Here is a 21,970-nt window from a genome sequence, read left to right as displayed (position 1 = left end):
AGCAACCGGCACACGAGGTGCACCGACGGCCAGGGGGACACCGCACAGATGACCAGCTACTCGGCTCCGGCGCTGGAAGCGCAGGCTCTGACGAAACAATTCGGTACCGTTCGCGCGGTCTCGGACCTGAGCTTCGTCGTTCCACGCGGAACCGTCACCGGCTTTCTCGGGCCGAACGGCTCCGGCAAGTCCACGACACTGCGGATGCTGCTCGGCCTCGTCGCCCCGACTTCGGGCGTCGGCCTCGTCAACGGCGTTCCGTTTCGTACGGCGACCCACCCGGCCCGTACCGTCGGGGCCGTTCTCGACTCGCTGAGTTTGCACCCCAAACGCAGCGCCGAGCACCACCTGAAGATCTACACCGCGGCGATCGGGGTACCCGACAGCCGCGCCCTCGACGTCCTGAACCTCGTAGGTCTGGGCGACGCCGCGCACCGCGCAGCAGGCGGGTTCTCTCTCGGCATGCGTCAGCGACTGACGTTGGCAACAGCTCTACTCGGCGATCCCGAGATCCTCGTACTCGACGAACCCGCGAACGGCCTCGATCCCGAGGGAATTGCGTGGCTCCGGGACTTTCTGAAGGCGTTCGCGGCATCGGGGAGAACCGTCCTGGTATCGAGCCACATCCTGCGCGAGATCGAGCAGACCGTCGACACTCTCGTCATCGTCAGCGCCGGCACCCTGGTGTACCAGGGATCCATCGCTCAGCTGCGATCCACCCGCCCGAGCCGCGTGCTCGTCGCCGCGTCCGACCCGGCGAAACTGGCTTTGGCATTGGCGTCCACCGGACTCACCGACACCCAACTGCTACCCGACGGCCGCATCGGCGTCGCGGGTGCCGACGCTGCCACTGTCACGCGCATCGCGGCCGACGCTGGGGTCACGGTCTTCGGCACCACCAGCGAACACGTCGACCTCGAGCAGGTGTTCCTGTCGATCACCGCCGGTCAGTACACCGCAGCACCCGTCCAACCCACTGCGTACGGACCGCCTCCGGGATACGGACCGCCGCCGGGATACGGGCCACCGCCTGGTTACAACCAGGGGTACTCACCGCCGCCACAGAACTACGGACCACCGCAGAACTGGAACGGGGGTTCGCGATGAACGCGCTGTTGACATCAGAGATCCGCAAGGTCACCACACTGAAGTTCTGGTGGGCGCTGGCGATCGCACCGACCGTTGTCGGCGTGTTCGCGTCCGTCATCACCTCGGTGATCGCGAACCAGCTGGGCGAGTTCGAGGAAGATCTTCAGATCGCCGGCGGTGTCGCCTCCATCGGCCTGTACGTCGCCGCGGGTGCCGCCATCCTGTTCGCCGGCATCTTCGGCGCGGTCAACGCCGGAACCGAGTTTCGACACAAGACCATCACCACCAGCTTCCTGACGGCCCGCGGCAGGGACGGCGTCGTTGCCGCCAAGCTCATCGTCACCGCCCTATTCGGCCTGGGGTACGGCCTCGTCGTGCTCCTGGCGAGCCTGGTGTGTCTGCTGATCTTCAGCCAACGAACAATCGTCCTCGACGGCGCTTTCATCGGCGTCGTCGCGTCGTGCTTGCTCGCCGTGGTGCTGTGGTCGCTCATCGGAGCCGGGCTGGGGTTGCTGCTCAAATCCCCGACCTGGGCCGCCATCGTGCTCGTCGCCTGGCTGCCGTTCGGTGAAGGACTGCTGTCCCTGATTCTGTTCGGAGTCGGTTTCGGACCGGTGGCAACCGCGCTGCCGTCGAACCTGACATTGCCGACGATGGCAGCGACACAATTGGACGATGCGGGCGACCTCGCGTCGTGGCCGTGGGCTCCGCTCGGACTTGCCCTGTGGGCCGTGATCCTCACCGGTGGCGGTTGGTTCCTCGCCCGTACCCGGGACATCGACTGACCAACGCATCGGTGGGGATGTTCGCCCGATCCTGCTGTCGGTAGCCGGGTCTACCGTGTGAATCGATGGCACACAGCGAATACGTGAAGGATCGAGCAGGGTCGGGCAGCAATACGGGCAGTACCCGTCTGCTGGAAACCGACCCCGGCTCGTCCGGCGTACCCACCGACTCCCGGCCGACCACCGCGTCGTCGATCACCGCGTCGTCGATCACACGGCGTGGCTGGATCAGACGTCTGCTCGCGCAGTGCATGTTGCACCGGCGGACGGCACTCGGCGCACTGGGCGTGACGATGATCGCCGCCCTCATCGACATCTCGTTTCCGCTGCTGACGCGCCTCGCGATCGACGACGCCAGCGCAGGCAAGAACGACGTGATCGCCGGAGTCGCGATAGCCATCGCACTGCTGGGTGCTCTGCGATTCGCCTGCCAGTTCGGTCGGCGCATGCTCGCCGGTCGCCTGTCGATCGATGTTCAACACGACCTGCGGATGGACCTGCTGGCGTCGCTGCAGCGGCTCGACGGTCGTAAGCAGGACGAAATCCGAACCGGCCAGGTCGTGTCGAGATCGATCACCGACCTGCAGTTGGTGCAGGGTCTGCTCGCCATGGTGCCGCTGTCGGCCGGGGCAATTCTGCAGTTCGTCCTGGCCCTGGTCGTGATGGCCTACCTCTCACCGCTGCTCACCCTTGTCGCGGTCGTCATCGTTCCCGCGGTCAGCGTCGTCGTCTACCGAATGCGACCCACCCTCTTCGCTGCCACCTGGTCCGCACAACAGCGCGCCGCCGATCTGGCCCAGCACGTGGAGGAGACCGTCACCGGAGTCCGGGTGGTCAAGGGCTTCGGGCAGGAAGCGCGTGCGGTGGATCGCATCGAAGCTCTCGGGCGCAGGCTGTTCGCCGAACGCATGCGCTCGGCCCGCATCAATTCACGGTTCGCACCGACCATGTCAACCATTCCTCAGCTCGGACTGGTCGGCGTCATCGCTCTCGGCGGCTGGTTGGCACTGCACGGCCACATCACCATCGGCACCTTTCTCGCCTTCGCCACCTACGTGGCCACGCTGTCCGCCGTCACCCGAACCGTGTCGTCGGTGGTGATCATGGCGCAGCTCTCCCGCGCGGCCGTCGAGCGCGTCTACGAAGTGGTCGACACCGAGCCGACCGCACCGGAACCGGCGCACCCCATCGCACTGCCCGACGGCCCCCTCGGCGTCCACCTCACCGGCGTCACGTTCGGATTCGAGGCAGAGCGCAACGTTCTCAGCGACCTCGACCTGAGCATCGCCCCCGGGGAGACGGTGGCCGTCGTGGGACACGCGGGCTCGGGAAAGACCGCGCTCTCCCTGCTGCTCCCCCGCTTCTATCGCCCTACTCGCGGCCGGATCGCGGTGACCTCCGGGGACACGTCCATCGACATCGACGACCTGGATTCCGCGTCACTGCGCGAAGCGGTGTCGTTGGTCTTCGACGAGCCGTTTCTGTTCTCCGACACCATCGCCGCCAACATCGCGCTCGGCAGGCCCGAGGCAAGCGCGGAGGAGATCGAACACGCGGCTCGGCTGGCTCAGGCCTCGACCTTCATCGACGCTCTGCCCGAGGGCTACGACAGTCTCGTCGGCGAACGCGGCCTCACCCTTTCGGGCGGGCAACGCCAACGCATCGCCCTGGCTCGCGCCCTGTTGGTCGAGCCGCGGATTCTCGTCCTCGACGACGCCACCTCCGCCGTCGACGCCGAGACCGAGGCCGCCATCTTCGACGCACTGCGCGGCGTGCGTACCCGGGCGACCCTCGTCCTCGCACACCGCCGATCGACGCTGACGTTGGCCGACCGAGTAGCTGTCCTCGACGGTGGACACATCATCGACACCGGCACAGTCGACGAACTCGACGAGCGCTGCCCACTGTTCCGCGCTCTCCTCGCGGGCGGAGACGAGAACGAACACAGCGACGCCGCACCGGAACCGCGCACGGAACCGTCGGCGGCGATGCTCTGGCCGGACGATGCTCTGGAAGCCGCATCGAACCCCGGTGGCGCGATGCCGCCCGCAGGTGCCGGAGGCGGAGGCACCCACGGCGCAGCGATGGCCGGCGCATTCGGCTCGTTGGCACCGACGCAGGCCATCTCCGACGCGGTGGCAGCCCTGCCACCGGCAACGGAGGAACCAGGCGGACCGGGACAACAGTTGCGTCGACCCGACCCGGAATTCCGGCTCTCACGACTGCTGAGTCCTGTCCGGCTGCTGCTGGCAGGTGTCGTGGTGCTGCTGGCGCTGGACTCGATCGCCTCGATCGCCTTTCCCTCACTCGTCCGGTACGCGGTGGACAGCGGCGTGGCCCGCGGGGACTCCGACACCCTGTGGATCGCAACATCGATAGGCGTCGCCCTGGCTGCTGCCAGCTGGTTCGTGGTCTGCGCGACGACCGTGCTCACCGCACGAGCCGGCGAGCGGGTGCTGTTCGGATTGCGAGTACGCAGCTACGCGCACATTCAGAGACTCGGGCTGGACTACTACGAGCGCGAGCTGTCCGGGCGCATCATGACGCGAATGACCACCGACGTCGATGCGCTGTCGTCGTTCATCCAGACCGGCGCGTCCACGGCCGTGGTCAGCGTGCTGACCGTCGTCGGCATCGCGATCGCACTGCTCGTCACGGATACGACGCTCGGGCTGGTCGCCCTGGCTGTCGTGCCGCCGCTCGCCGTCGCAACCGTCGTCTTCAGACGCATCTCCTCGGCTGCGTACTCGACCTCGCGCGAACGCATCTCCATCGTCAACGCCGATTTCCAGGAGAACGTCACCGGACTGCGCGCAGCGCAGGCATACCGACGTGAGGAGTACGCAGCCTCTCGCTTCGCCGAACGCAGCAACCGCTACCGAGCGAGCCGGATGCGATCGCAGACCGCGATCTCGGTGTTCTTCCCGTTCATCACGCTGCTCTCGGATGTCGCGCTGGCCGTCGTCGTCTTCGTCGGTGCGCATCAGATCGCCACGGGCACCGCCACCGCGGGCACCCTGGTGGCGTTCGTGTTGTACCTCGGACTCCTCTTCGGCCCGATCCAGCAACTCTCGCAAGTATTCGACGGCTACCAGCAGGCCCGCGTCGGCGTCGGGCGAATCGGAGACCTCCTACGCACGACGAGTTCGATCGAAACAGCGACAGCGACCGGGTCCGGTGCAGTCGTCGGCGATCGCCTGAACGCCGACATCGACCTCGTCGACGTGAGCTTTCGGTATGCCGGAGCTCACTCCGACGCACTCAGTGAGGTATCTCTCAGCATCCCGGCAGGCACCACCGTCGCATTGGTCGGTCGCACCGGAGCAGGCAAATCCACCGTCGTGAAGCTGCTCGCTCGGTTCTACGACCCGACCTCGGGATCGGTACGCGTGGGTGGCCACGACCTCCGCGACTACCGGTTGTCCGACTACCGCCACCGGCTGGGCGTCGTACCGCAGGAAGCCCACCTGTTCACCGGAACCATCGCGTCGAACATCGCGTACGGCAGGCCCGACGCCAGCAGGGCCGACATCGAGAACGCGGCACGCTCGGTCGGGGCCCTCGACACCATCGCTGCACTTCGCGGCGGTATGCAGCAACCTGTCGGCGAACGCGGCCAAGGGTTGTCGGCCGGCCAACGACAGCTCATTGCGCTGGCCCGCGCCGAACTGGTGGATCCCGATCTACTCCTGCTCGACGAAGCGACCGCGACCCTCGATCCGGCCACCGAACGCAAGGTCCTCGAAGCCAGCAACGCCGTTGCGCGGACCCGCACCGCTGTGGTCGTCGCGCACCGATTGGCCACCGCCGCACGAGCGGATTTGATCGTGGTCGTCGACGGTGGTCGTATCGTGGAAGTCGGACGACATTCCGAACTTCGCAAACGGGACGGCTTCTACGCCACATTGTGGGCTGCAGCCGAAACGAACCGGGGGAATAATTCGATAGTCAACGGGGTCATCGACAACGAGGCCGATGGTTACCGGTGAGTACATATCACAGCTACGTCCCGGACGCACGCGATCTCGACCGGAGGTCTAGCCTGGAGTCGTACGCGCGCTGATCGGGAACGAAGACAGAAACGAGGCGAACTACTGCCGTGAGCAGCAGCTCTACTACCCAATTCGGACAAAATCAATGGCTGGTCGACGAGATGTACCAGCGGTTCAAGCAGGACCCGTCCTCCGTCGACGCGAGCTGGCACGAGTTCCTCACCGATTACGACCCCGAAGCCGTGATCGACGAGAACCCCATCTCCAACGGTAAGTCCGGTTCCAACGGCTCGGCCTCGAACGGCAGCTCGGCCAAGTCCGCTCCTCCCGCAGCACCCGCGCCTCCTGCGAAGCCCGCCGCCTCGGCCGCGAAGACCGAAGCCCCGAAGACCGAAGCTCCCAAGAAGACCGAAGCCCCCGCGAAGGCCGCAGCTCCCAAGGCTGCTGAATCCAAGCCTGCTCCGGCGAAGTCGGCCCCGGCCAAGCCGGCCGAGAAGAAGGCAGCCCCGGCCAAGCCCGCCGCTGCCGAATTCGGTGAAGAGTCGAGCAAGATTCTGCGCGGCGCAGCTGCAGCGGTTGCCAAGAACATGTCCGCTTCGCTGCAGATTCCGACAGCTACCAGCGTGCGAGCCATCCCGGCCAAGCTCATGGTCGACAATCGCCTCGTCATCAACAACCACCTCGCGCGTACCCGCGGCGGCAAGATCTCGTTCACGCACCTGCTCGGCTACGCCATCGTGCAGGCCGTCAAGGCGTTCCCGAACATGAACCGCCACTTCGCCGAGGTCGACGGCAAGCCCAATGCCGTCACTCCGGCGTCGATCAACCTCGGTCTGGCGATCGACCTTCCCGGCAAGGACGGCAACCGTTCCCTCGTCGTCGCGGCCATCAAGAACACGCAGGACTTCACGTTCACGCAGTTCTACAACGCGTACGAGGACATCGTCCGGCGTGCCCGCGACGGCAAGCTCACCGGCGAGGACTTCCAGGGCGTCACGATCTCGCTGACCAACCCCGGCGGAATCGGCACCGTCCACTCCGTCCCGCGCCTGATGAACGGCCAGGGTGCCATCATCGGTGCCGGTGCCATGGAGTACCCGGCGGAATTCCAGGGTGCCAGCGACGAACGTCTCGCCGAGTTCGGCGTCGGCAAGCTCATGACGCTGACCTCGACGTACGACCACCGCATCATTCAGGGTGCGGAGTCGGGCGACTTCCTCAAGACGATCCACAATCTGCTGATCAGCGACGAGTTCTACGACGAGCTGTTCCATTCGCTCAAGATCCCGTACGAGCCGATCCGCTGGCGCAAGGATCTGCCCGAAGGCACCGTCGACAAGAACACCCGCGTGCTCGAGCTCATCGCGGCGTACCGCAACCGCGGTCACCTGATGGCCGACACCGACCCGTTGCAGTTCACCAAGGACAAGTTCCGGATGCATCCGGACCTCGACGTGATCAGCCACGACCTGACGCTGTGGGATCTCGACCGCGAGTTCAAGGTAGGCGGATTCCACGGCAAGGACAAGATGAAGCTGCGCGACGTGCTCAGCGTCCTGCGCGACTCGTACTGCCGCCACGTCGGCGTCGAGTACACCCACATCCTCGAGACCGAGCAGGTCTCGTGGCTGCAGGAACGCGTCGAAGCCAAGCACGTCAAACCGACTGTGGCGCAACAGAAGTACATCCTCAGCAAGCTCAACGCAGCCGAGGCCTTCGAGACGTTCCTGCAGACCAAGTACGTCGGACAGAAGCGCTTCTCGCTCGAAGGTGCCGAGTCGGTCATCCCGATGATGGACTCCGTCATCGACCAGAGCGCCGAGTACGCCCTCGACGAGGTCGTCATCGGCATGCCGCACCGCGGTCGCCTGAACGTGCTGGCCAACATCGTCGGCAAGCCGTACTCGAAGATCTTCACCGAGTTCGAGGGCAACATGAACCCGGCTGCCGCACACGGCTCCGGTGACGTGAAGTACCACCTCGGTGCCGAGGGCACGTACATCCAGATGTTCGGCGACAACGACATCAAGGTCTCGCTCACGGCGAACCCGTCGCACCTCGAAGCCGTCGACCCCGTTCTCGAAGGCCTCGTCCGGGCCAAGCAGGACCTCCTGGACAAGGGCACCGGCCAGGGCGGTTACTCCGTGCTGCCGCTGATGCTGCACGGCGACGCGGCCTTCGCAGGCCAGGGCGTCGTCGCGGAAACGCTGAACCTGTCCGATCTGCGTGGCTACCGCACCGGCGGAACCGTGCACATCGTCGTCAACAACCAGGTCGGCTTCACCACCTCGCCGGAGTTCTCGCGCTCGTCCGAGTACTGCACCGACGTGGCCAAGATGATCGCCGCGCCGATCTTCCATGTCAACGGCGACGACCCCGAGGCATGTGCCTGGGTGGCTCAGCTGGCAGTGGACTTCCGTCAGAAGTTCCACAAGGACGTCGTCATCGACATGATCTGCTACCGCCGTCGCGGACACAACGAGGGCGACGACCCCTCGATGACCCAGCCGGCGATGTACGACGTGATCGACACCAAGCGCAGCGTCCGCAAGAGCTACACCGAATCGCTCATCGGCCGTGGCGACATCTCGCTCAAGGAAGCCGAGGACGCGCTCCGCGACTACCAGGGTCAGCTCGAACGCGTCTTCAACGAGGTACGCGAACTCGAGAAGTACACCCCGGAGCCCAGCGAATCGGTCGAACTCGACCAGCAGTTGCCGACCAAGCTCACCACCGCCGTCGACAAGGCCGTCCTGCACCGCATCGGTGATGCGCACCTCGACATTCCCGAGGGATTCAACGTGCACCCCCGCGTCAAGCCGGTGCTCGAGAAGCGTCGGGAGATGGCGTACGAGGGCAAGGTCGACTGGGCCTTCGGCGAACTGCTCGCACTCGGCTCGCTCGTGGACGAGGGACGTAACATTCGTTTCTCGGGCCAGGACACCCGCCGCGGCACGTTCACGCAGCGGCACTCGGTGATCATCGACCGCAAGACCGGTTCCGAGTACACGCCGCTGCAGAACATCGGCAGCGACAATCCCGGCAAGTTCATGGTCTACGACTCCGCACTGAGCGAGTTCGCGGCCGTCGGCTTCGAGTACGGCTACTCCGTGGGCAACCCGGACGCACTGGTGATGTGGGAAGCGCAGTTCGGCGACTTCGTCAACGGTGCCCAGTCCATCATCGACGAGTTCATCTCGTCCGGTGAAGCCAAGTGGGGACAGCTCTCCGACGTCGTGCTGCTGCTCCCGCACGGCCACGAGGGTCAGGGCCCGGACCACACGTCCGGACGCATCGAACGCTTCCTGACGCTGTGCGCGGAAGGATCGATGACCGTCGCACTCCCCTCTACCCCCGCGAACTACTTCCACCTGCTGCGCAGGCACGCGCGTGACGGAATCCGTCGCCCGCTGATCGTCTTCACCCCGAAGTCGATGCTGCGCAACAAGGCAGCAGTGAGCAACATCGAGGACTTCACCGACGGCAAGTTCCACTCGGTGTTCGACGAGCCCACCTACGACAACGGCACCGGTGACCGCAGCAAGGTCAAGCGCGTGCTGATGGTCAGCGGCAAGCTCTACTACGAGCTCCTCGCTCGCAAGCAGAAGGACAACCGCGACGACGTCGCCATCGTCCGAATCGAGCAGCTCTACCCCGTGCCGACGCGTCGAATCCGGGAAGCACTCGAGAGCTACCCGAACGCAACGGAATTCCGCTGGGTTCAGGAAGAGCCTGCGAACCAGGGTGCCTGGCCGTTCTTCGGTCTCGCACTGCCCGAACTCATGCCCGAAAAGCTGGTCGGCATCAAGCGCATCTCCCGTCGCGCCATGTCCGCACCGTCTTCGGGATCGAGCAAGGTGCACGCCGTCGAGCAACTCGAAATCATCGACGAGGCCTTCAACAAGGTCGGCGAAGACTAGAATCTCCGACAGCGACAAGCGGCCCACTCCTTCGGGAGTGGGCCGCTTTCGTCGTTTCTGTGCGCACCCGGGTTGGGATCAATGTGGGATTCAGTCGGTCAGACTGCAACAGAGCCGCATTCATTCGGCTGTGGCCTCGGCCGCACTTCGGATGAATGCGGGATTCAGTCGGTCAGACTGCAACAAAGGGACATTGATCCCAACTGGGGAGGACTCCCAACTGGGGAGGACCTGCAACCGGGGAGGACGTCGAACCGGGGGGACGCACACTGGGGCGGGGCTCAGGCGTCGGCGTCGGCTCCCAGCAGCGCGGAGATCATTCCCGGTGCCAGGGCGACGGCAGGTAGGGCGTTGACGTTCAGGTCGATCAACTCGTCGCGGGTGATCTGTGGATTTCTGAGCCAGGTGATGGTGGCTTCTTCGACGAAGGCGATCCACCCGCGGACGGCGAGGTCGATGGTGGGGGTGACATCGACGTCGAGTTGAGCGAGTTGGACGAGAGTGCGATCGGCCATGGTGGTGCGGGTCTGCTCGAACACCTCGCGCATCTGGGGGTCTCCGCTTGCCGTGCCGCGGAGCAGGGAGATGAAGGTGTCGCGTTTCTCGCTGACGTAGTCGACGTAGTTGGCGATGGAGTCGCGCAGAATCTCGAAGGGTTCGAGGTCGGGGTCGGGTGCGGTCCGTTCGATCATCGACCGCGACGCCTCGCGGACTATTTCGAGGTGAAAGTCCTGCTTGGACGCGAAGTAGTGGAACAGTAGACCTCGGGAGACTCCGGCCTGATCGGCGATGTCCTCGACGGAGATCTGTTCGAGTGGCCGATCGGCGAGCATCTCGGTGCCGAGCTCGATCAGCTGCGCTCGTCGTTGCTGCGGACTGAGTCTGGTCCTTTTCGTCGTCGATACTCCAGCGCGGTTCACATCCGCCATGCAATCATCCTATTGAATAGTAGTCAATAACTATTGACTCACACTCAGTAAGCTTCTAGTCTGCTCTACATGAGTCTTCCCGTAACAGATACTTCGGACCGCGCAACGTCGCCGCGTCACGTCGATACGCTGATCATCGGCAGTGGTTTCGCCGGGCTCGGAGCGGCGATCAAGCTGACCAAGGCAGGCAAGAAGAACTTCGTCGTCGTCGAACGCGGCCACGATGTGGGCGGTACCTGGCGCGACAACACCTACCCCGGTGCAGCCTGCGACGTGCCCTCGCATCTGTACTCGTACTCGTTCGCGCTGAACCCGGAGTGGACCCGTTCGTTCTCCACCCAGCCCGAGATCCAGAAGTACATCGCCGGAGTTGCGCGCAAGTACGGCGTCATGGACAAGCACGTCTTCGGCACGGACGTGACGTCGGCGCGATGGAACGCCTCCACCAGCCGCTGGGACGTCGAGACGACCACCGGCAACTACACCGCCAAGATCGTCGTCTCGGCCGTCGGCGCACTGTGTGAGCCGAACCTGCCCGATATCAAGGGAATTCACGATTTCGAGGGCGACGTCTTCCACTCCGCTCAGTGGAACCACGACGTCTCGCTCGCCGGTAAGCGCGTCGCCGTCATCGGGACCGGCGCGTCGGCGATCCAGATCGTTCCCGCCATCGCAGGCCAGGTCGAGCACCTCGACGTCTACCAGCGCACCGCCCCGTGGATCCTCCCTCGCGCCGATCGCCCGTACACCAAGCTCGAGCGCTTCGCCTTCAAGCATGTGCCCGGCTTCCAGCGCCTCGCCCGCGCCGGCATCTACGCGATGCGTGAGACCCAGGTCGTCGGACTGGCGAAGAACCCCGCGTTCATGAAGCCGCTGCAGTGGGCGTCGGAGAATCATCTGCGCACGCAGATCAAGGACAAGGCGCTGCGCGCGAAGGTGACCCCGAACTTCCGCATCGGCTGCAAGCGCATGTTGATCTCCAACGCGTATTACCCCGCTCTCGCGCAGAGCAACGTCGACCTCGTGACCGACGGCATCGCCGAGATCCGCACGGGATCGATCGTCACCAAGGACGGCACCGAGCGCCCGATCGACGCACTCGTCGTCGCCACCGGCTTCCACGTCACCGATTCACCTGCATACCAAGCCATCGTCGGCAAGGACGGCCGGACGCTGGCGCAGACGTTCGACGACGGCGGACAGCAGGGCTACAAGGGCGCCGCGGTGGCGAACTTCCCGAACATGTTCTTCCTCGTCGGCCCCAACACCGGCCTCGGGCACACCTCGATGGTCTTCATGATCGAGTCGCAGATCAACTACCTGGTCGACGCCTTGAACACCATCGACAAGCACGACATCGGGACCATCGAAGTGCGCAAGGACGTGCAGGACGAATACAACGTGACTCTGCAGGACCAGCTCGCCAAGAGCGTCTGGATGAACGGCGGCTGCGCCAGCTGGTATCTGGACAAGCACGGAAACAACACCACCCTGTGGCCCGGGTTCACGTTCGAGTTCCGTCGTCAGACCAAGCATTTCGATCTCGATGCGTACCGTAGCGTCGCAACCGCAGATCTGACCTCCGCGTCGGCAAGCACGGCCGCCGGCAACAACACAGACAAGGTGTCCGCACGATGAGCACATTCACAGGCAAGGTGGCCGTCGTCACCGGCGCGGGTTCGGGAATCGGCCGGGCCTTGGCCCTCGAGCTGGCCGGACACGGAGCCAAGCTCGCACTGTCCGACGTCGACACCGCCGGACTCGACGAGACGGTGCGCCGCGTCGAAGCACTCGGAGCCGAGGTGAAGTCCGATTTCCTCGACGTCTCGCAGCGCGAGACCGTGCTGGACTACGCCGAGGCCGTCGTCGCGCATTTCGGCAAGGTCAACCAGATCTACAACAACGCGGGCATCGCCTACCACGGTGACGTGGAGAAGTCCTCGTTCAAGGACATCGAGCGCATCGTCGACGTCGATTTCTGGGGCGTCGTCAACGGCACCAAGGCATTTCTGCCGCACATCAAGGCCTCCGGCGACGGCCACATCGTCAACATCTCCAGCCTGTTCGGCCTGTTGGCGATGCCGTCCCAGTCCGCGTACAACGCTGCGAAGTTCGCCGTCCGCGGATTCAGCGAGTCGCTGCGCATGGAGATGTTGATCGCAAAGGCTCCGGTGAAGGTGACCGTGGTGCACCCCGGCGGCATCAAGACTGCCATCGCCCGCAACGCCACCGTTGCCGAGAATTTCGACCAGGCCGACGTGGCGAAGTTCTTCGACAGCAAGTTGGCGAAGACCACCCCGATCGACGCGGCCAAGACCATTCTCAAGGGCGTCGAGAAGGGCAGGGGTCGCGTGCTCATCGGTTCCGACGCCATCGCGCTCGATCTGCTGCAACGCATCACCGGCTCGCGGTACCAGGGTCTGATCGCTGCGGTGTCCAAGCGTGCCATGCCACGGTCGAAGAAGTAGGCGGGTCGCGTCGTGAAAGCCTTCTACGTTCCTCTGCCGATCGTTGCGGCGGCGCTCAAGCCCTTCTACCGCCTCGCGCTGAATCCGCGTCTGTCCTTCCGGGCGCAGCGGGCGGTCCTCGAGGCCGCGGCTCCCGTGCAGACGCTCCCGCACGGGACCGTCGCGCAGAAACTGACGCTTGCGGGCAGGCGGGCCGAGCGCATCACCGTCGGAGCCACCGAACGCGACACCGCGATCCTGTACCTCCACGGGGGCGCGTTCACGATCGGTTCGATCAACACCCACCGATCGCTCGCCGCCCATCTGGCCCGAGAGTCGGCCAGCGCCGTGTACGTGCTCGATTACCGCCTGGCCCCGGAGAACCCGTACCCGGCCGCGCTCGACGACGCCGTGGCGGCGTTCCGTGAACTGGTGCGTTCGCACGGCTTCACCCCGGATCGCATCGCCATCGCCGGTGATTCGGCCGGCGGTGGTCTGACCGTCGCGACGGCGAGGCGGCTGGTGGACGACGGCGCGAGGCCGGCAGCACTCGGATTGATCTCACCGTGGGTCGATCCGGGCGCACGCGACGCGGTCAAGCCGCGCGACCTGGTGGTCAACACCGGGTGGTCGAACTCCTCGGCCGACGCGTATCTCGGGGCGGGCGACCCACTGGATCAAGGCTTCGCGCCACTCCAGGGCAACCTCGACGAGCTGCCTCCGGTCGTCATGCACGTCGGGACGGACGAGGTGCTCTATCCGCAGATCACCGCGTTCGCGGACAAGCTGCGCCTGTCCGGCGTCGAACTCGAGTACATCGAGTACAAAAAGCTCTGGCACGTGGCGCATCTGCAGGCGTCGATCCTGCGGGAAGCAGCCGAAGCCGTCCAGCACATGGGTTCCTATCTGGGCCGCAAGCTCAGAGCAAAGCAGAAGTCCGACGTGTCAGAGGCTGTGCTCGCCGAGCCAGCGGCCGGCGACATCGCCTGACGCAGCACCCCCGCGGACCTCGCCGATCATGTCGGCGAGGTCCGCTGTCGTCAGCTCCCCCGCCACCACCGAGAACGACTTCACCGCACTCTCGTCCAGCACACCGGTGCGGTACAGCGGAACGACGTTCTGCGCCGGATACACGTGATCGTCGTCGGGCAGAGTCGTCAGATCCTTGGCCAGCGGACCGAACGACGCAGTCCGAATCGCGAGAGCATCCACCGCACCGGAATTCAGGTCGTCGACGGCGAACTGCGCATCCGGGTAGACCATGAACTCGGAGAAACGGGCCCCGGTGAAGCTGGGACTGCCCACACCCTCCATCCTCACGTCCATCGGATCGACCTCCCCCTCGACCGTCCCGACTGTCACGTCGTCCCGACGAAGAAATTCTGTGACTGTCGTGCCCTCGTCCGAGGTCGCGTCTGGAGCGAGAGCAAGGGCCAATCGATCCTCGGCGGTTGCGTAGTCTCCCACCGACAGTCCGGCGGGCAGCGATCGGTTCAGTTCGGTGAACACGTCCTCTGCTTCGGTTGCCCCGGCCAGGGTGTCGAAGGTTCGCAACAGGTCCCCGGTCAGGTCGGGGATCATCGATACCTCGCCGCGGTCCAGCGCCGCGAGGTACGCCGTCCGATCCCCCAGGTTCTCGGCGACGGAGACCTCGGCTCCCGTCGACCGGAGTCCTCCTGCGTAGATCTGTGCGAGCAACCGGGAGAGGTCGGAATTCCCGGCTCCGACGACGACGGGCACGTGCCCGGGTTCGGCCCGGTCGGCCGCACTGCACCCACCGACGGAACCTGCAATAGTGACCGCGAGGGCCGCTGCCAGAATCGACGAACGCACTCTCATTTTCTCCTGTTCACTGCCCGTGGGGTTTACCGATCCCGACCGCGGGGCACAGATGCGAACGAGAGGGTAGTCGAACCAACCTTATGGGCACGGCGACGTCGACTACCATCCCGAGCAGCCCGAGTCCTGGTTCGGCGGTGTCCCCGGTGATCGGGCGGCACCCGTCGGAGTTGGGGCTTCGTCTGTGCCCGAACCGATGGAAGGACACCATGACCACCTCCCGAATCACGCGCGCGTTCTCCGCCCCGAAGGCAGTGGCGGCAGTTGCCGCGCTCGCCCTGTCGGTCACCGCACTGACCGCCTGCGGCGGAAATTCGGATCCGCTCTCGAGCGGAGGCGGCGAGAGCAACGACGACACGAACTCGATCATCGTCGGCTCGGCCAACTTCCCGGAGTCCGAGACCGTCGCGAACATCTACGCAGAAGCATTGCGCGCCAACGGTTTCGAGGTGAGCACCAAGCTCAACATCGGTAGCCGCGAGGCGTACATTCCCGCCGTCCGCGACGGCTCGATCGACCTGATTCCCGACTACACGGGCAACCTGCTCCAGTACTTGGACGAATCTGCCACGGCCACCTCGTCCGAGGACGTGCTGGCGGCACTGCCCGCCGCACTCGGCGACGACCTCTCGGTGACGGCCCAGGCACCCGGCGAGGACAAGGATGCCGTCGTCGTCACCCGCGCGACCGCAACCGAGCGCAATCTCAAGACCGTCGGCGATCTCGCACCGTTCTCTTCGGAGGTGACGTTCGCGGGCACGCCGGAATTCCAGGAGCGCGTCGGCGGACTGCCGGGCCTGAAAGCGAAGTACGGCCTGGACATCTCCCCCGGTAACTACGTGCCCATCTCCGACGGCGGCGGACCGGCCACGGTCGAGGCACTCGTGTCGGGCCAGGTCGTCGCGGCGGACATCTTCACCACCTCGCCTGCCATCGCGCAGAACGATCTCGTGGTTCTCGAAGACCCGGAGAACAATTTCGCCGCTCAGAACGTCATCCCGGTGCTGCGGACGTCCAAGCAGTCCGACAAGCTCACTCAGGTTCTCGACGCCGTCTCGGCGCAGATCACCACCGAAGAGCTCATCGCACTGAACACGTCGGTGTCCGGCGACCAGAAGGTCGAACCGGCTGCGGCGGCAACGGCGTGGGTCAAGGACAAGGGTCTGGACCAGCCGGTCAGCTGATGATCACCTTCGAGAACATCACCAAGACGTACCCGGACGGCACCACGGCAGTCGACTCGTTGGACCTGGTGATCCAGCCACACTCGTTCACCGTGTTCGTGGGGCCGTCCGGCTGCGGCAAGACGACGTCGATGCGCATGATCAACCGGATGATCGCGCCCACCTCGGGTGTCATCACGGTCGACGGCCGCAACATCGCCGACACCGACGCGGTGAAGCTGCGCCGGGGAATCGGTTACGTCATCCAGAGTGCCGGGCTGCTGCCCCACCGTTCCGTCGTCGACAATGTCGCGACGGTTCCGGTCCTCAACGGTCAGTCCCGGCGCGCTGCCCGCAAGGCGGCGCTCGAGGTACTGGAACGAGTGGGCCTGGATCCGGCTCTCGCGTCCCGCTACCCGGCACAGCTGTCCGGCGGGCAGCAACAGCGCGTCGGGGTTGCCCGTGCGCTCGCCGCGGACCCACCGATTCTGTTGATGGACGAACCCTTCAGCGCCGTCGATCCGGTGGTGCGTGAGGATCTGCAGACCGAGATGCTCAGGCTGCAGGCCGATCTGAAGAAGACGATCGTGTTCGTCACGCACGACATCGACGAGGCCGTGCGGCTGGGCGACCACATCGCAGTCTTCGGACCGCAGGGTCGTCTGCAGCAATACGACAAGCCCGAGACCGTGCTCGCGGCACCGGCGACGTCGTTCGTGGCGTCGTTCGTCGGCCGCGACCGCGGCTACCGAGGCCTGTCTTTCCGCTCCGCGCAGTCGGTGACGATGCATCCGATCCATACCGCGACCGAGGACGAAATGAGCACCCTGCGACTCGACCAGGGGCAGTGGGTTCTGGTCGTGGACTCCCAGCGTCGTCCCCTCGGCTGGATCGACGCCACCGGCGTCGAGAAGGTACGCGGCGGCGGCAGCCTGGACGAGAGCACCGCGGCCGGTGGGTCGCTGTTCCTCGAGGGCGGCGATCTACGGCAGGCGCTCGACTCGGCGATCTCGTCTCCGTCGGGAATCGGCGTCGCCGTCGATTCGACCGGTGCCGCCGTGGGTAGCGTCGACGGTGCGGAGATTCTCGAAAACCTGGCCGTGCAGCGCAAGTCGGAGGACGAGGAGCGCAATCGCCACCACTTCGGCGCGGCCGGGAACGACGCACAGTGACCTGGCTGTTCGACAACTTCGGCGTCGTACTGGGGTACACGAAGACACATCTGTATCTTTCGCTCGTGCCTCTACTCATCGGCCTGCTCATCGCCGTTCCGGTCGGCACTCTGATTCGCAACACGCGGTGGGTCCGCCGAATCACGTTGACGGTGGCCAGCATTGCGTTCACGTTGCCGTCCCTGGCACTGTTCGTCACCATTCCTGCGGTCGTGGGACTGCCTGTGCTCGATCCGCTGAACGTGGTGATCGCACTGACGGTGTACTCCACGGCCCTGCTCGTTCGCGCGGTTCCGGAGGCACTCGATTCGGTTCCGTTCGCCGTCGTCGATTCGGCTCAGGCCATGGGCTTTTCGTCGTTACGCCGGGCGGTGACCGTCGAGCTACCCCTGTCCTTGCCGGTGCTCATCGCCAATATTCGAGTTGTCACGGTCACCAACATCTCGTTGGTCTCGGTGGGTTCGGTGATCGGTATCGGTGGTCTCGGCCAGCTGTTCACCCAGGGCTACCAACGTGACTATCCCGATCAGATCTTCGCCGGCATCATCTCGATCGTGTTCTTGGCGTTGATCTTCGACGCCGCCCTGTACCTGGTGGGCCGTCGACTCACGCCCTGGACCCGGCAGGGCAGCTCGTCGACGAGGAAGGCGCGCGCATGAATCTGTTCTCCGAAGCGTTCTCGTACATCCTCGACGGTGCCAACTGGGCCGGGCCGACGGGAATCGGTGCTCGACTGCTCGAGCACATGTGGTATTCGCTGTTGGCCGTTGTGCTTTCGGCCGCTGTCGCGATTCCCATCGGACTGATCATCGGTCACCTGCGCCGCGGCGAAGCGGTGGTCGTCGGACTGGTCAACGCTCTGCGCTCACTGCCGACTCTGGGTGTGTTGGTGTTCCTGGTCCTGGTGATCGGGTTGGGTCTGATCCCGCCGATCATCGCGCTGGTCCTGCTCGGGATACCACCGCTGCTGGCGGGCACCTACTCGGGAATAGCCAACGTCGATGCTCACGTGGTCGACGCCGCCCGGGCAATGGGAATGACCGAATCACAAGTGCTGCTGCGGGTAGAGATCCCCAATGCACTGCCACTGATCCTCGGCGGACTACGGAACACCACCCTGCAGATCATCGCGACCGCGACCGTTGCGGCGTACGTCAACCTGGGCGGGCTGGGTCGCTACATCTTCGACGGTCTCGCGCTCTACGACTACGGCCGGGTTCTGGTGGGGGCGATCCTCGTCGCGCTGCTCACACTCGTCGTCGACGGCCTTCTCGCCCTAGCGGTGTGGACGTCGGTGCCGGGAACCGGTCGCCTCCGGCGCATGCCGACCGGACTGGCAAAAGTCTGACGACGACTCACGCAAACTAAAAGCACCCCGACCCACCGGCCCGGATAGGGCGGGGTTCGGGGTGCTTTTTCTGTTTTCCTACGCGACGCCCTCGGCTCGCGCTGCTGCCGCAACTGCGTCCGCAACGGCCGGGGCGACGCGAGGATCGAGCGGGCTCGGGACGATTCTGTCCGCGGCCAACTCGTCGCCGAGAACCGAGAGGATTGCCTCGGCAGCGGCGAGCTTCATGCCTTCGGTGATGCGGCGTGCGCCGGCGTCGAGCGCGCCCTTGAACACACCGGGGAAGGCCAGAACGTTGTTGATCTGATTGGGGAAATCGCTGCGTCCGGTCGCGACGATGGCCGCGTACTTCCTGGCCACCTCGGGGTGGATCTCCGGATCCGGGTTCGAGAGCGCGAACACGATGGACTCGGGGGCCATCGAGGCGATGACGTTCTCGTCCACCTTGCCTGCGGACAGTCCGAGGAACACGTCGGCTCCGGCCAGCGCATCGCCCGGTCCCCCGCTCAGTCCACGAGGGTTGGTTCGCGCAGCGAGGTCGACCTTGACGCCGGTGAGGTCACCGCGATCGGCCGAGACGACGCCCTTGGAGTCGAGGACCACGACGTCGGAGATGCCGGCGGCGAGCAGCATGTTCGCGCACGCAACGCCTGCAGCGCCTGCGCCCGAGACGACCACTCGGAGCCCGGCCAGGTCCCGGCCCTGTACCCGTGCAGCACCCGTCAGCGCCGCAAGGACGACGATGGCCGTGCCGTGTTGGTCGTCGTGCATCACGGGGCAGTCCAGTGCCTCGACGACGCGTCGTTCCACCTCGAAACACCGCGGGGCGGAGATGTCTTCGAGGTTGACGGCTCCGAAACTGTGTCGCATCCGCACGATCGTCTCGACGATCTCGTCGACATCGTGGGTATCGAGCACGATCGGGATGGAATCGAGGCCGGCGAACTTCTTGAACAGCGCCGCCTTGCCCTCCATCACCGGCAACGACGCGCGCGGACCGATATCGCCCAGGCCGAGCACCGCGGAACCGTCGGAGATGACGGCGACCAGCCGGTCGGTCCAGGTGTAGCGCTTGGCCAGTGCCGGGTCGGCGGCGATGGCACGGCTGACCTGGGCCACTCCCGGGGTGTAGGCGATCGAGAGATCGCGCTGGGTCTCGAGCGGCGCGGCCAACTGGACCGAAAGCTTGCCGCCGAGATGCCCGGCGAAGATCTCGTCGTCGGTGATCGCGGCCGCAACTGCCGATGGTGTTCCTGTGGTGTCTTCGACTGCCGTCACGGTGAAAGCTCCTCGCACTGTCGGCCTCGACGAGGCAACACGTGTCTACGAAGTGATTGATGCTCGAAAGGGTCGCGGACTACCGGAGGGCGCCAGTACTGGCTGCCGACTGCCGAAAAGCGCGTCTCGCACGTGCGGCGGGTGTGCCTGCACAGTCAACGATGGGCTGTAGCCGCATCGCTGTAACGGCCCAAGTGTGCCATACCGCCCACCGACCTGACCACAGAGTCAGAAACCAGCGTGAACTACTGCCACCATTGGGTCCACAGGACGAGACCGGTGACCACGAAGACCACGATCGCTCCGAGGAATGCGGTGAATCCGCGTCGGTGATCGGCGATCCGCTGCGCTGCGATGGCGACGACAGCGGCAACGATGTGCACGGTGACCGACAGCGCGCCCGGTCCCGGGTAGCCGCGGGACTGACCGAGATATTGGGTGACGCCGACGCCGATCGCCAGCACCACCAGTCCGGCGGTGACGATGCCGCTGAGCCCGCGTAGGAAGCGCAGCCCGGCACCCGCTCCGGCCCCGCTCATGCTCCGGCCACGAATCCGCGGACGGAGTCCGCGATCAACTGCACCGCGATGGCGGCAAGCAACAGGCCTGCGATGCGTGCCAGCAGCGAGATGCCGCCCTCGCCGAGCAGCCGGATGAGGACGGTGGAGAAGCGCAGAATCACGAAGAACAGGACGTGAATCGTGATGATGCCCAAGGCAATTGCGAGCAACGAGCTCGCGTTGCCGTCGGCCTGACTGACGTAGACGATCACCGCGGCGATGGCTCCGGGGCCCGCCATCAACGGCGTTCCCAGCGGCACGAGTGCGACGTTGACGTCCTCGGCCGCCGCGTCGCCGCCCGCGCCCTTACCGGTGAGCAACGACAGCGCGATGAGCAGGAGCAGAAGTCCACCCGCGCCCTGCAGTGCCGGAATGCCGATGTGCAGGTAGCTCAGAATGGCCTGGCCGCCGATCGCGAAAACCGAGATGACGGTGAGCGAGACCGCCGGTGCCTGCCATGCGGCCTTGTTGCGCACTTCCTTGCTCTTGCGTCCCACCAGGGACAGGAACACCGGAATCGCGCCCGGTGGATCCATGATCACGAACAGCGTGATCAGAACCGTCAGGTACAGCGTCACGTCGAAGTTCATGACCGGGCCGCCGCGATCAGTCGGTCGTACTGCTCCGGGGCGGTGGTGTACTCGCCCAGCTTCACGGTCTTGTTGGTGCCGTGATAATCCGAGGACCCGGTGACGATGAGGTCCAGCTCCGCAGCCAACTCGGCCATCACCACGGTGTCCTCCGGCGAGTGGTCCATGTGGTGGACTTCCACACCGCCGAGCCCGAGCGGGGTGAGTTCTCGGATGTGGTCCAGATCCAGGATGCGTCCGCGCTTGCGGGCCCGGGCATGCGCGAGCACGCTGACGCCGCCTGCGGCGGCGATCATCTCGACGGCGACGTCGAGTGGAGTGTCGACCTTGCCCACGTAATACTTGCCACCCGTTGCCAGCGGACCGGCGAACGCCGCGTCCATGTCCGAGACGTAGCCGGCCTCGATCAGAGCCTGGCCCAGATGGGGACGACCGGCGGCCTCCCCGGCTGAGGCGAGAACCGCGTCGGGATCGATGGGTAGGCCGTCCGCGGCCATGTTCTCGGCGATGGCCCGCAGCCGGGTCACCCGCTCACCGCGCAGTCGTGCACGCTCGGCGGCGAATGCCTCGTTCTCGGGGTCGAACAGGTACGCCAGCAGGTGCACCGGGACGGGCGTGCCGTCCTCCCCACGACCGGTGCACGACAGTTCCATGCCGCGCACGAGCGTCAGGCCGGCGGGCGATGCGGCAGCGGCCTCGTCCCATCCCGCCGTGGTGTCGTGATCGGTGAGCGCCACCACCGACAGGCCCGCTGCCGACGCAGCGCGAACCAGCTCGGCCGGGCTGTCGGTACCGTCGGACGCTGTCGAGTGGGTGTGGAGATCGATGAGCACCAGAACAGTGTCCCAGGCGTACCGC

Annotated in this window: 17 protein-coding genes; 11 read left to right on the top strand and 6 right to left on the bottom strand. The window is 65.5% G+C overall.

All coding sequences use genetic code 11. The features are described from left to right. The first annotated feature begins 48 nt into the window (after nucleotides 1-48). From CH278_RS03995 to CH278_RS03980, 4 genes are all read left to right on the top strand, one after another. A complete protein-coding gene (locus tag CH278_RS03995; RefSeq protein WP_094621232.1) occupies nucleotides 49-1,107 on the top strand; it encodes an ATP-binding cassette domain-containing protein in 1,059 nt (352 codons plus the stop codon). After that, nucleotides 1,104-1,874 (top strand): hypothetical protein, encoded by a 771-nt coding sequence (locus CH278_RS03990; protein ID WP_094621231.1) that lies wholly within the window; start codon nucleotides 1,104-1,106, stop codon nucleotides 1,872-1,874. Before CH278_RS03995 ends, CH278_RS03990 begins: the two co-directional genes overlap by 4 nt. A 251-nt stretch (nucleotides 1,875-2,125) precedes the next feature. Continuing rightward, nucleotides 2,126-5,863, top strand: coding sequence for an ABC transporter ATP-binding protein (locus CH278_RS03985; RefSeq protein ID WP_094621243.1), 3,738 nt, complete (start codon nucleotides 2,126-2,128; stop codon nucleotides 5,861-5,863). A 110-nt stretch (nucleotides 5,864-5,973) separates the two neighbouring features. After that, on the top strand, nucleotides 5,974-9,786 hold the full coding sequence (locus tag CH278_RS03980; RefSeq protein ID WP_094621230.1) for a multifunctional oxoglutarate decarboxylase/oxoglutarate dehydrogenase thiamine pyrophosphate-binding subunit/dihydrolipoyllysine-residue succinyltransferase subunit: 3,813 nt from the start codon (nucleotides 5,974-5,976) through the stop codon (nucleotides 9,784-9,786). Nucleotides 9,787-10,067: 281 nt separating this feature from the next. Here CH278_RS03980 and CH278_RS03975 read toward each other — a convergent pair whose 3' ends face one another. Then, nucleotides 10,068-10,715 (bottom strand): TetR/AcrR family transcriptional regulator, encoded by a 648-nt coding sequence (locus CH278_RS03975; protein WP_032371667.1) that lies wholly within the window; start codon nucleotides 10,713-10,715, stop codon nucleotides 10,068-10,070. 69 nt (nucleotides 10,716-10,784) lie between these two features. Here CH278_RS03975 and CH278_RS03970 point away from each other — a divergent pair, with 69 nt between their 5' ends. Genes CH278_RS03970 through CH278_RS03960 form a run of 3 tightly spaced genes read left to right on the top strand, consistent with a single transcriptional unit; the run spans nucleotide 10,785 to nucleotide 14,152 of the window. Beyond that, a complete protein-coding gene (locus tag CH278_RS03970) occupies nucleotides 10,785-12,353 on the top strand; it encodes a flavin-containing monooxygenase (RefSeq protein WP_032375499.1) in 1,569 nt (522 codons plus the stop codon). After that, the gene (locus CH278_RS03965) at nucleotides 12,350-13,183 is read left to right on the top strand and encodes an SDR family NAD(P)-dependent oxidoreductase (RefSeq protein ID WP_032406324.1); all 834 of its coding nucleotides are present in this window, start codon (nucleotides 12,350-12,352) and stop codon (nucleotides 13,181-13,183) included. The genes CH278_RS03970 and CH278_RS03965 overlap by 4 nt, the downstream gene beginning before the upstream one ends. 12 nt (nucleotides 13,184-13,195) lie before the next feature. Beyond that, complete coding sequence (locus CH278_RS03960; protein WP_094621229.1) at nucleotides 13,196-14,152, top strand: alpha/beta hydrolase; 957 nt, start codon at nucleotides 13,196-13,198, stop codon at nucleotides 14,150-14,152. On the opposite strand, the gene CH278_RS03955 is transcribed toward CH278_RS03960, so the two are convergent. Beyond that, on the bottom strand, nucleotides 14,108-15,001 hold the full coding sequence (locus CH278_RS03955; protein WP_032384436.1) for a glycine betaine ABC transporter substrate-binding protein: 894 nt from the start codon (nucleotides 14,999-15,001) through the stop codon (nucleotides 14,108-14,110). The two genes, CH278_RS03960 and CH278_RS03955, sit on opposite strands and share 45 nt — an antisense overlap. 209 nt (nucleotides 15,002-15,210) lie before the next feature. On the opposite strand from CH278_RS03955, the gene CH278_RS03950 reads away from it, so the two are divergent. Genes CH278_RS03950 through CH278_RS03935 form a run of 4 tightly spaced genes read left to right on the top strand, consistent with a single transcriptional unit; the run spans nucleotide 15,211 to nucleotide 18,684 of the window. Continuing rightward, nucleotides 15,211-16,185 (top strand): ABC transporter substrate-binding protein, encoded by a 975-nt coding sequence (locus tag CH278_RS03950; RefSeq protein WP_032365502.1) that lies wholly within the window; start codon nucleotides 15,211-15,213, stop codon nucleotides 16,183-16,185. Next, nucleotides 16,185-17,336 (top strand): ABC transporter ATP-binding protein, encoded by a 1,152-nt coding sequence (locus tag CH278_RS03945; RefSeq protein WP_032390505.1) that lies wholly within the window; start codon nucleotides 16,185-16,187, stop codon nucleotides 17,334-17,336. Before CH278_RS03950 ends, CH278_RS03945 begins: the two co-directional genes overlap by 1 nt. Then, a complete protein-coding gene (locus CH278_RS03940) occupies nucleotides 17,333-17,995 on the top strand; it encodes an ABC transporter permease (protein ID WP_032365390.1) in 663 nt (220 codons plus the stop codon). Before CH278_RS03945 ends, CH278_RS03940 begins: the two co-directional genes overlap by 4 nt. Further along, nucleotides 17,992-18,684, top strand: a complete 693-nt coding sequence (locus CH278_RS03935) for an ABC transporter permease (RefSeq protein WP_027498027.1) — start codon at nucleotides 17,992-17,994, stop codon at nucleotides 18,682-18,684. Before CH278_RS03940 ends, CH278_RS03935 begins: the two co-directional genes overlap by 4 nt. A gap of 78 nt (nucleotides 18,685-18,762) precedes the next feature. Here CH278_RS03935 and CH278_RS03930 read toward each other — a convergent pair whose 3' ends face one another. From CH278_RS03930 to CH278_RS03915, 4 genes are all read right to left on the bottom strand, one after another. Next, the gene (locus tag CH278_RS03930) at nucleotides 18,763-19,962 is read right to left on the bottom strand and encodes an NAD(P)-dependent malic enzyme (RefSeq protein ID WP_032406358.1); all 1,200 of its coding nucleotides are present in this window, start codon (nucleotides 19,960-19,962) and stop codon (nucleotides 18,763-18,765) included. A 245-nt stretch (nucleotides 19,963-20,207) separates the two neighbouring features. Beyond that, nucleotides 20,208-20,501, bottom strand: a complete 294-nt coding sequence (locus tag CH278_RS03925; RefSeq protein ID WP_051365246.1) for a hypothetical protein — start codon at nucleotides 20,499-20,501, stop codon at nucleotides 20,208-20,210. Further along, a complete protein-coding gene (locus tag CH278_RS03920; protein WP_027498030.1) occupies nucleotides 20,498-21,112 on the bottom strand; it encodes a MarC family protein in 615 nt (204 codons plus the stop codon). Before CH278_RS03920 ends, CH278_RS03925 begins: the two co-directional genes overlap by 4 nt. Further along, nucleotides 21,109-21,945: a PHP domain-containing protein gene (locus CH278_RS03915; protein WP_094621242.1), complete on the bottom strand. Its 837-nt coding sequence runs from the start codon at nucleotides 21,943-21,945 to the stop codon at nucleotides 21,109-21,111. Before CH278_RS03915 ends, CH278_RS03920 begins: the two co-directional genes overlap by 4 nt. Nucleotides 21,946-21,970: the final 25 nt, after the last annotated feature.

This window comes from Rhodococcus sp. 05-2254-5 (assembly GCF_002258575.1).
In the GTDB taxonomy this organism is placed as follows: Bacteria; Actinomycetota; Actinomycetes; order Mycobacteriales; family Mycobacteriaceae; genus Rhodococcoides; species Rhodococcoides fascians.
The sequence above is the reverse complement of the archived record's forward strand: the minus strand, read 5'-3'. Positions and strand labels throughout refer to the sequence as shown.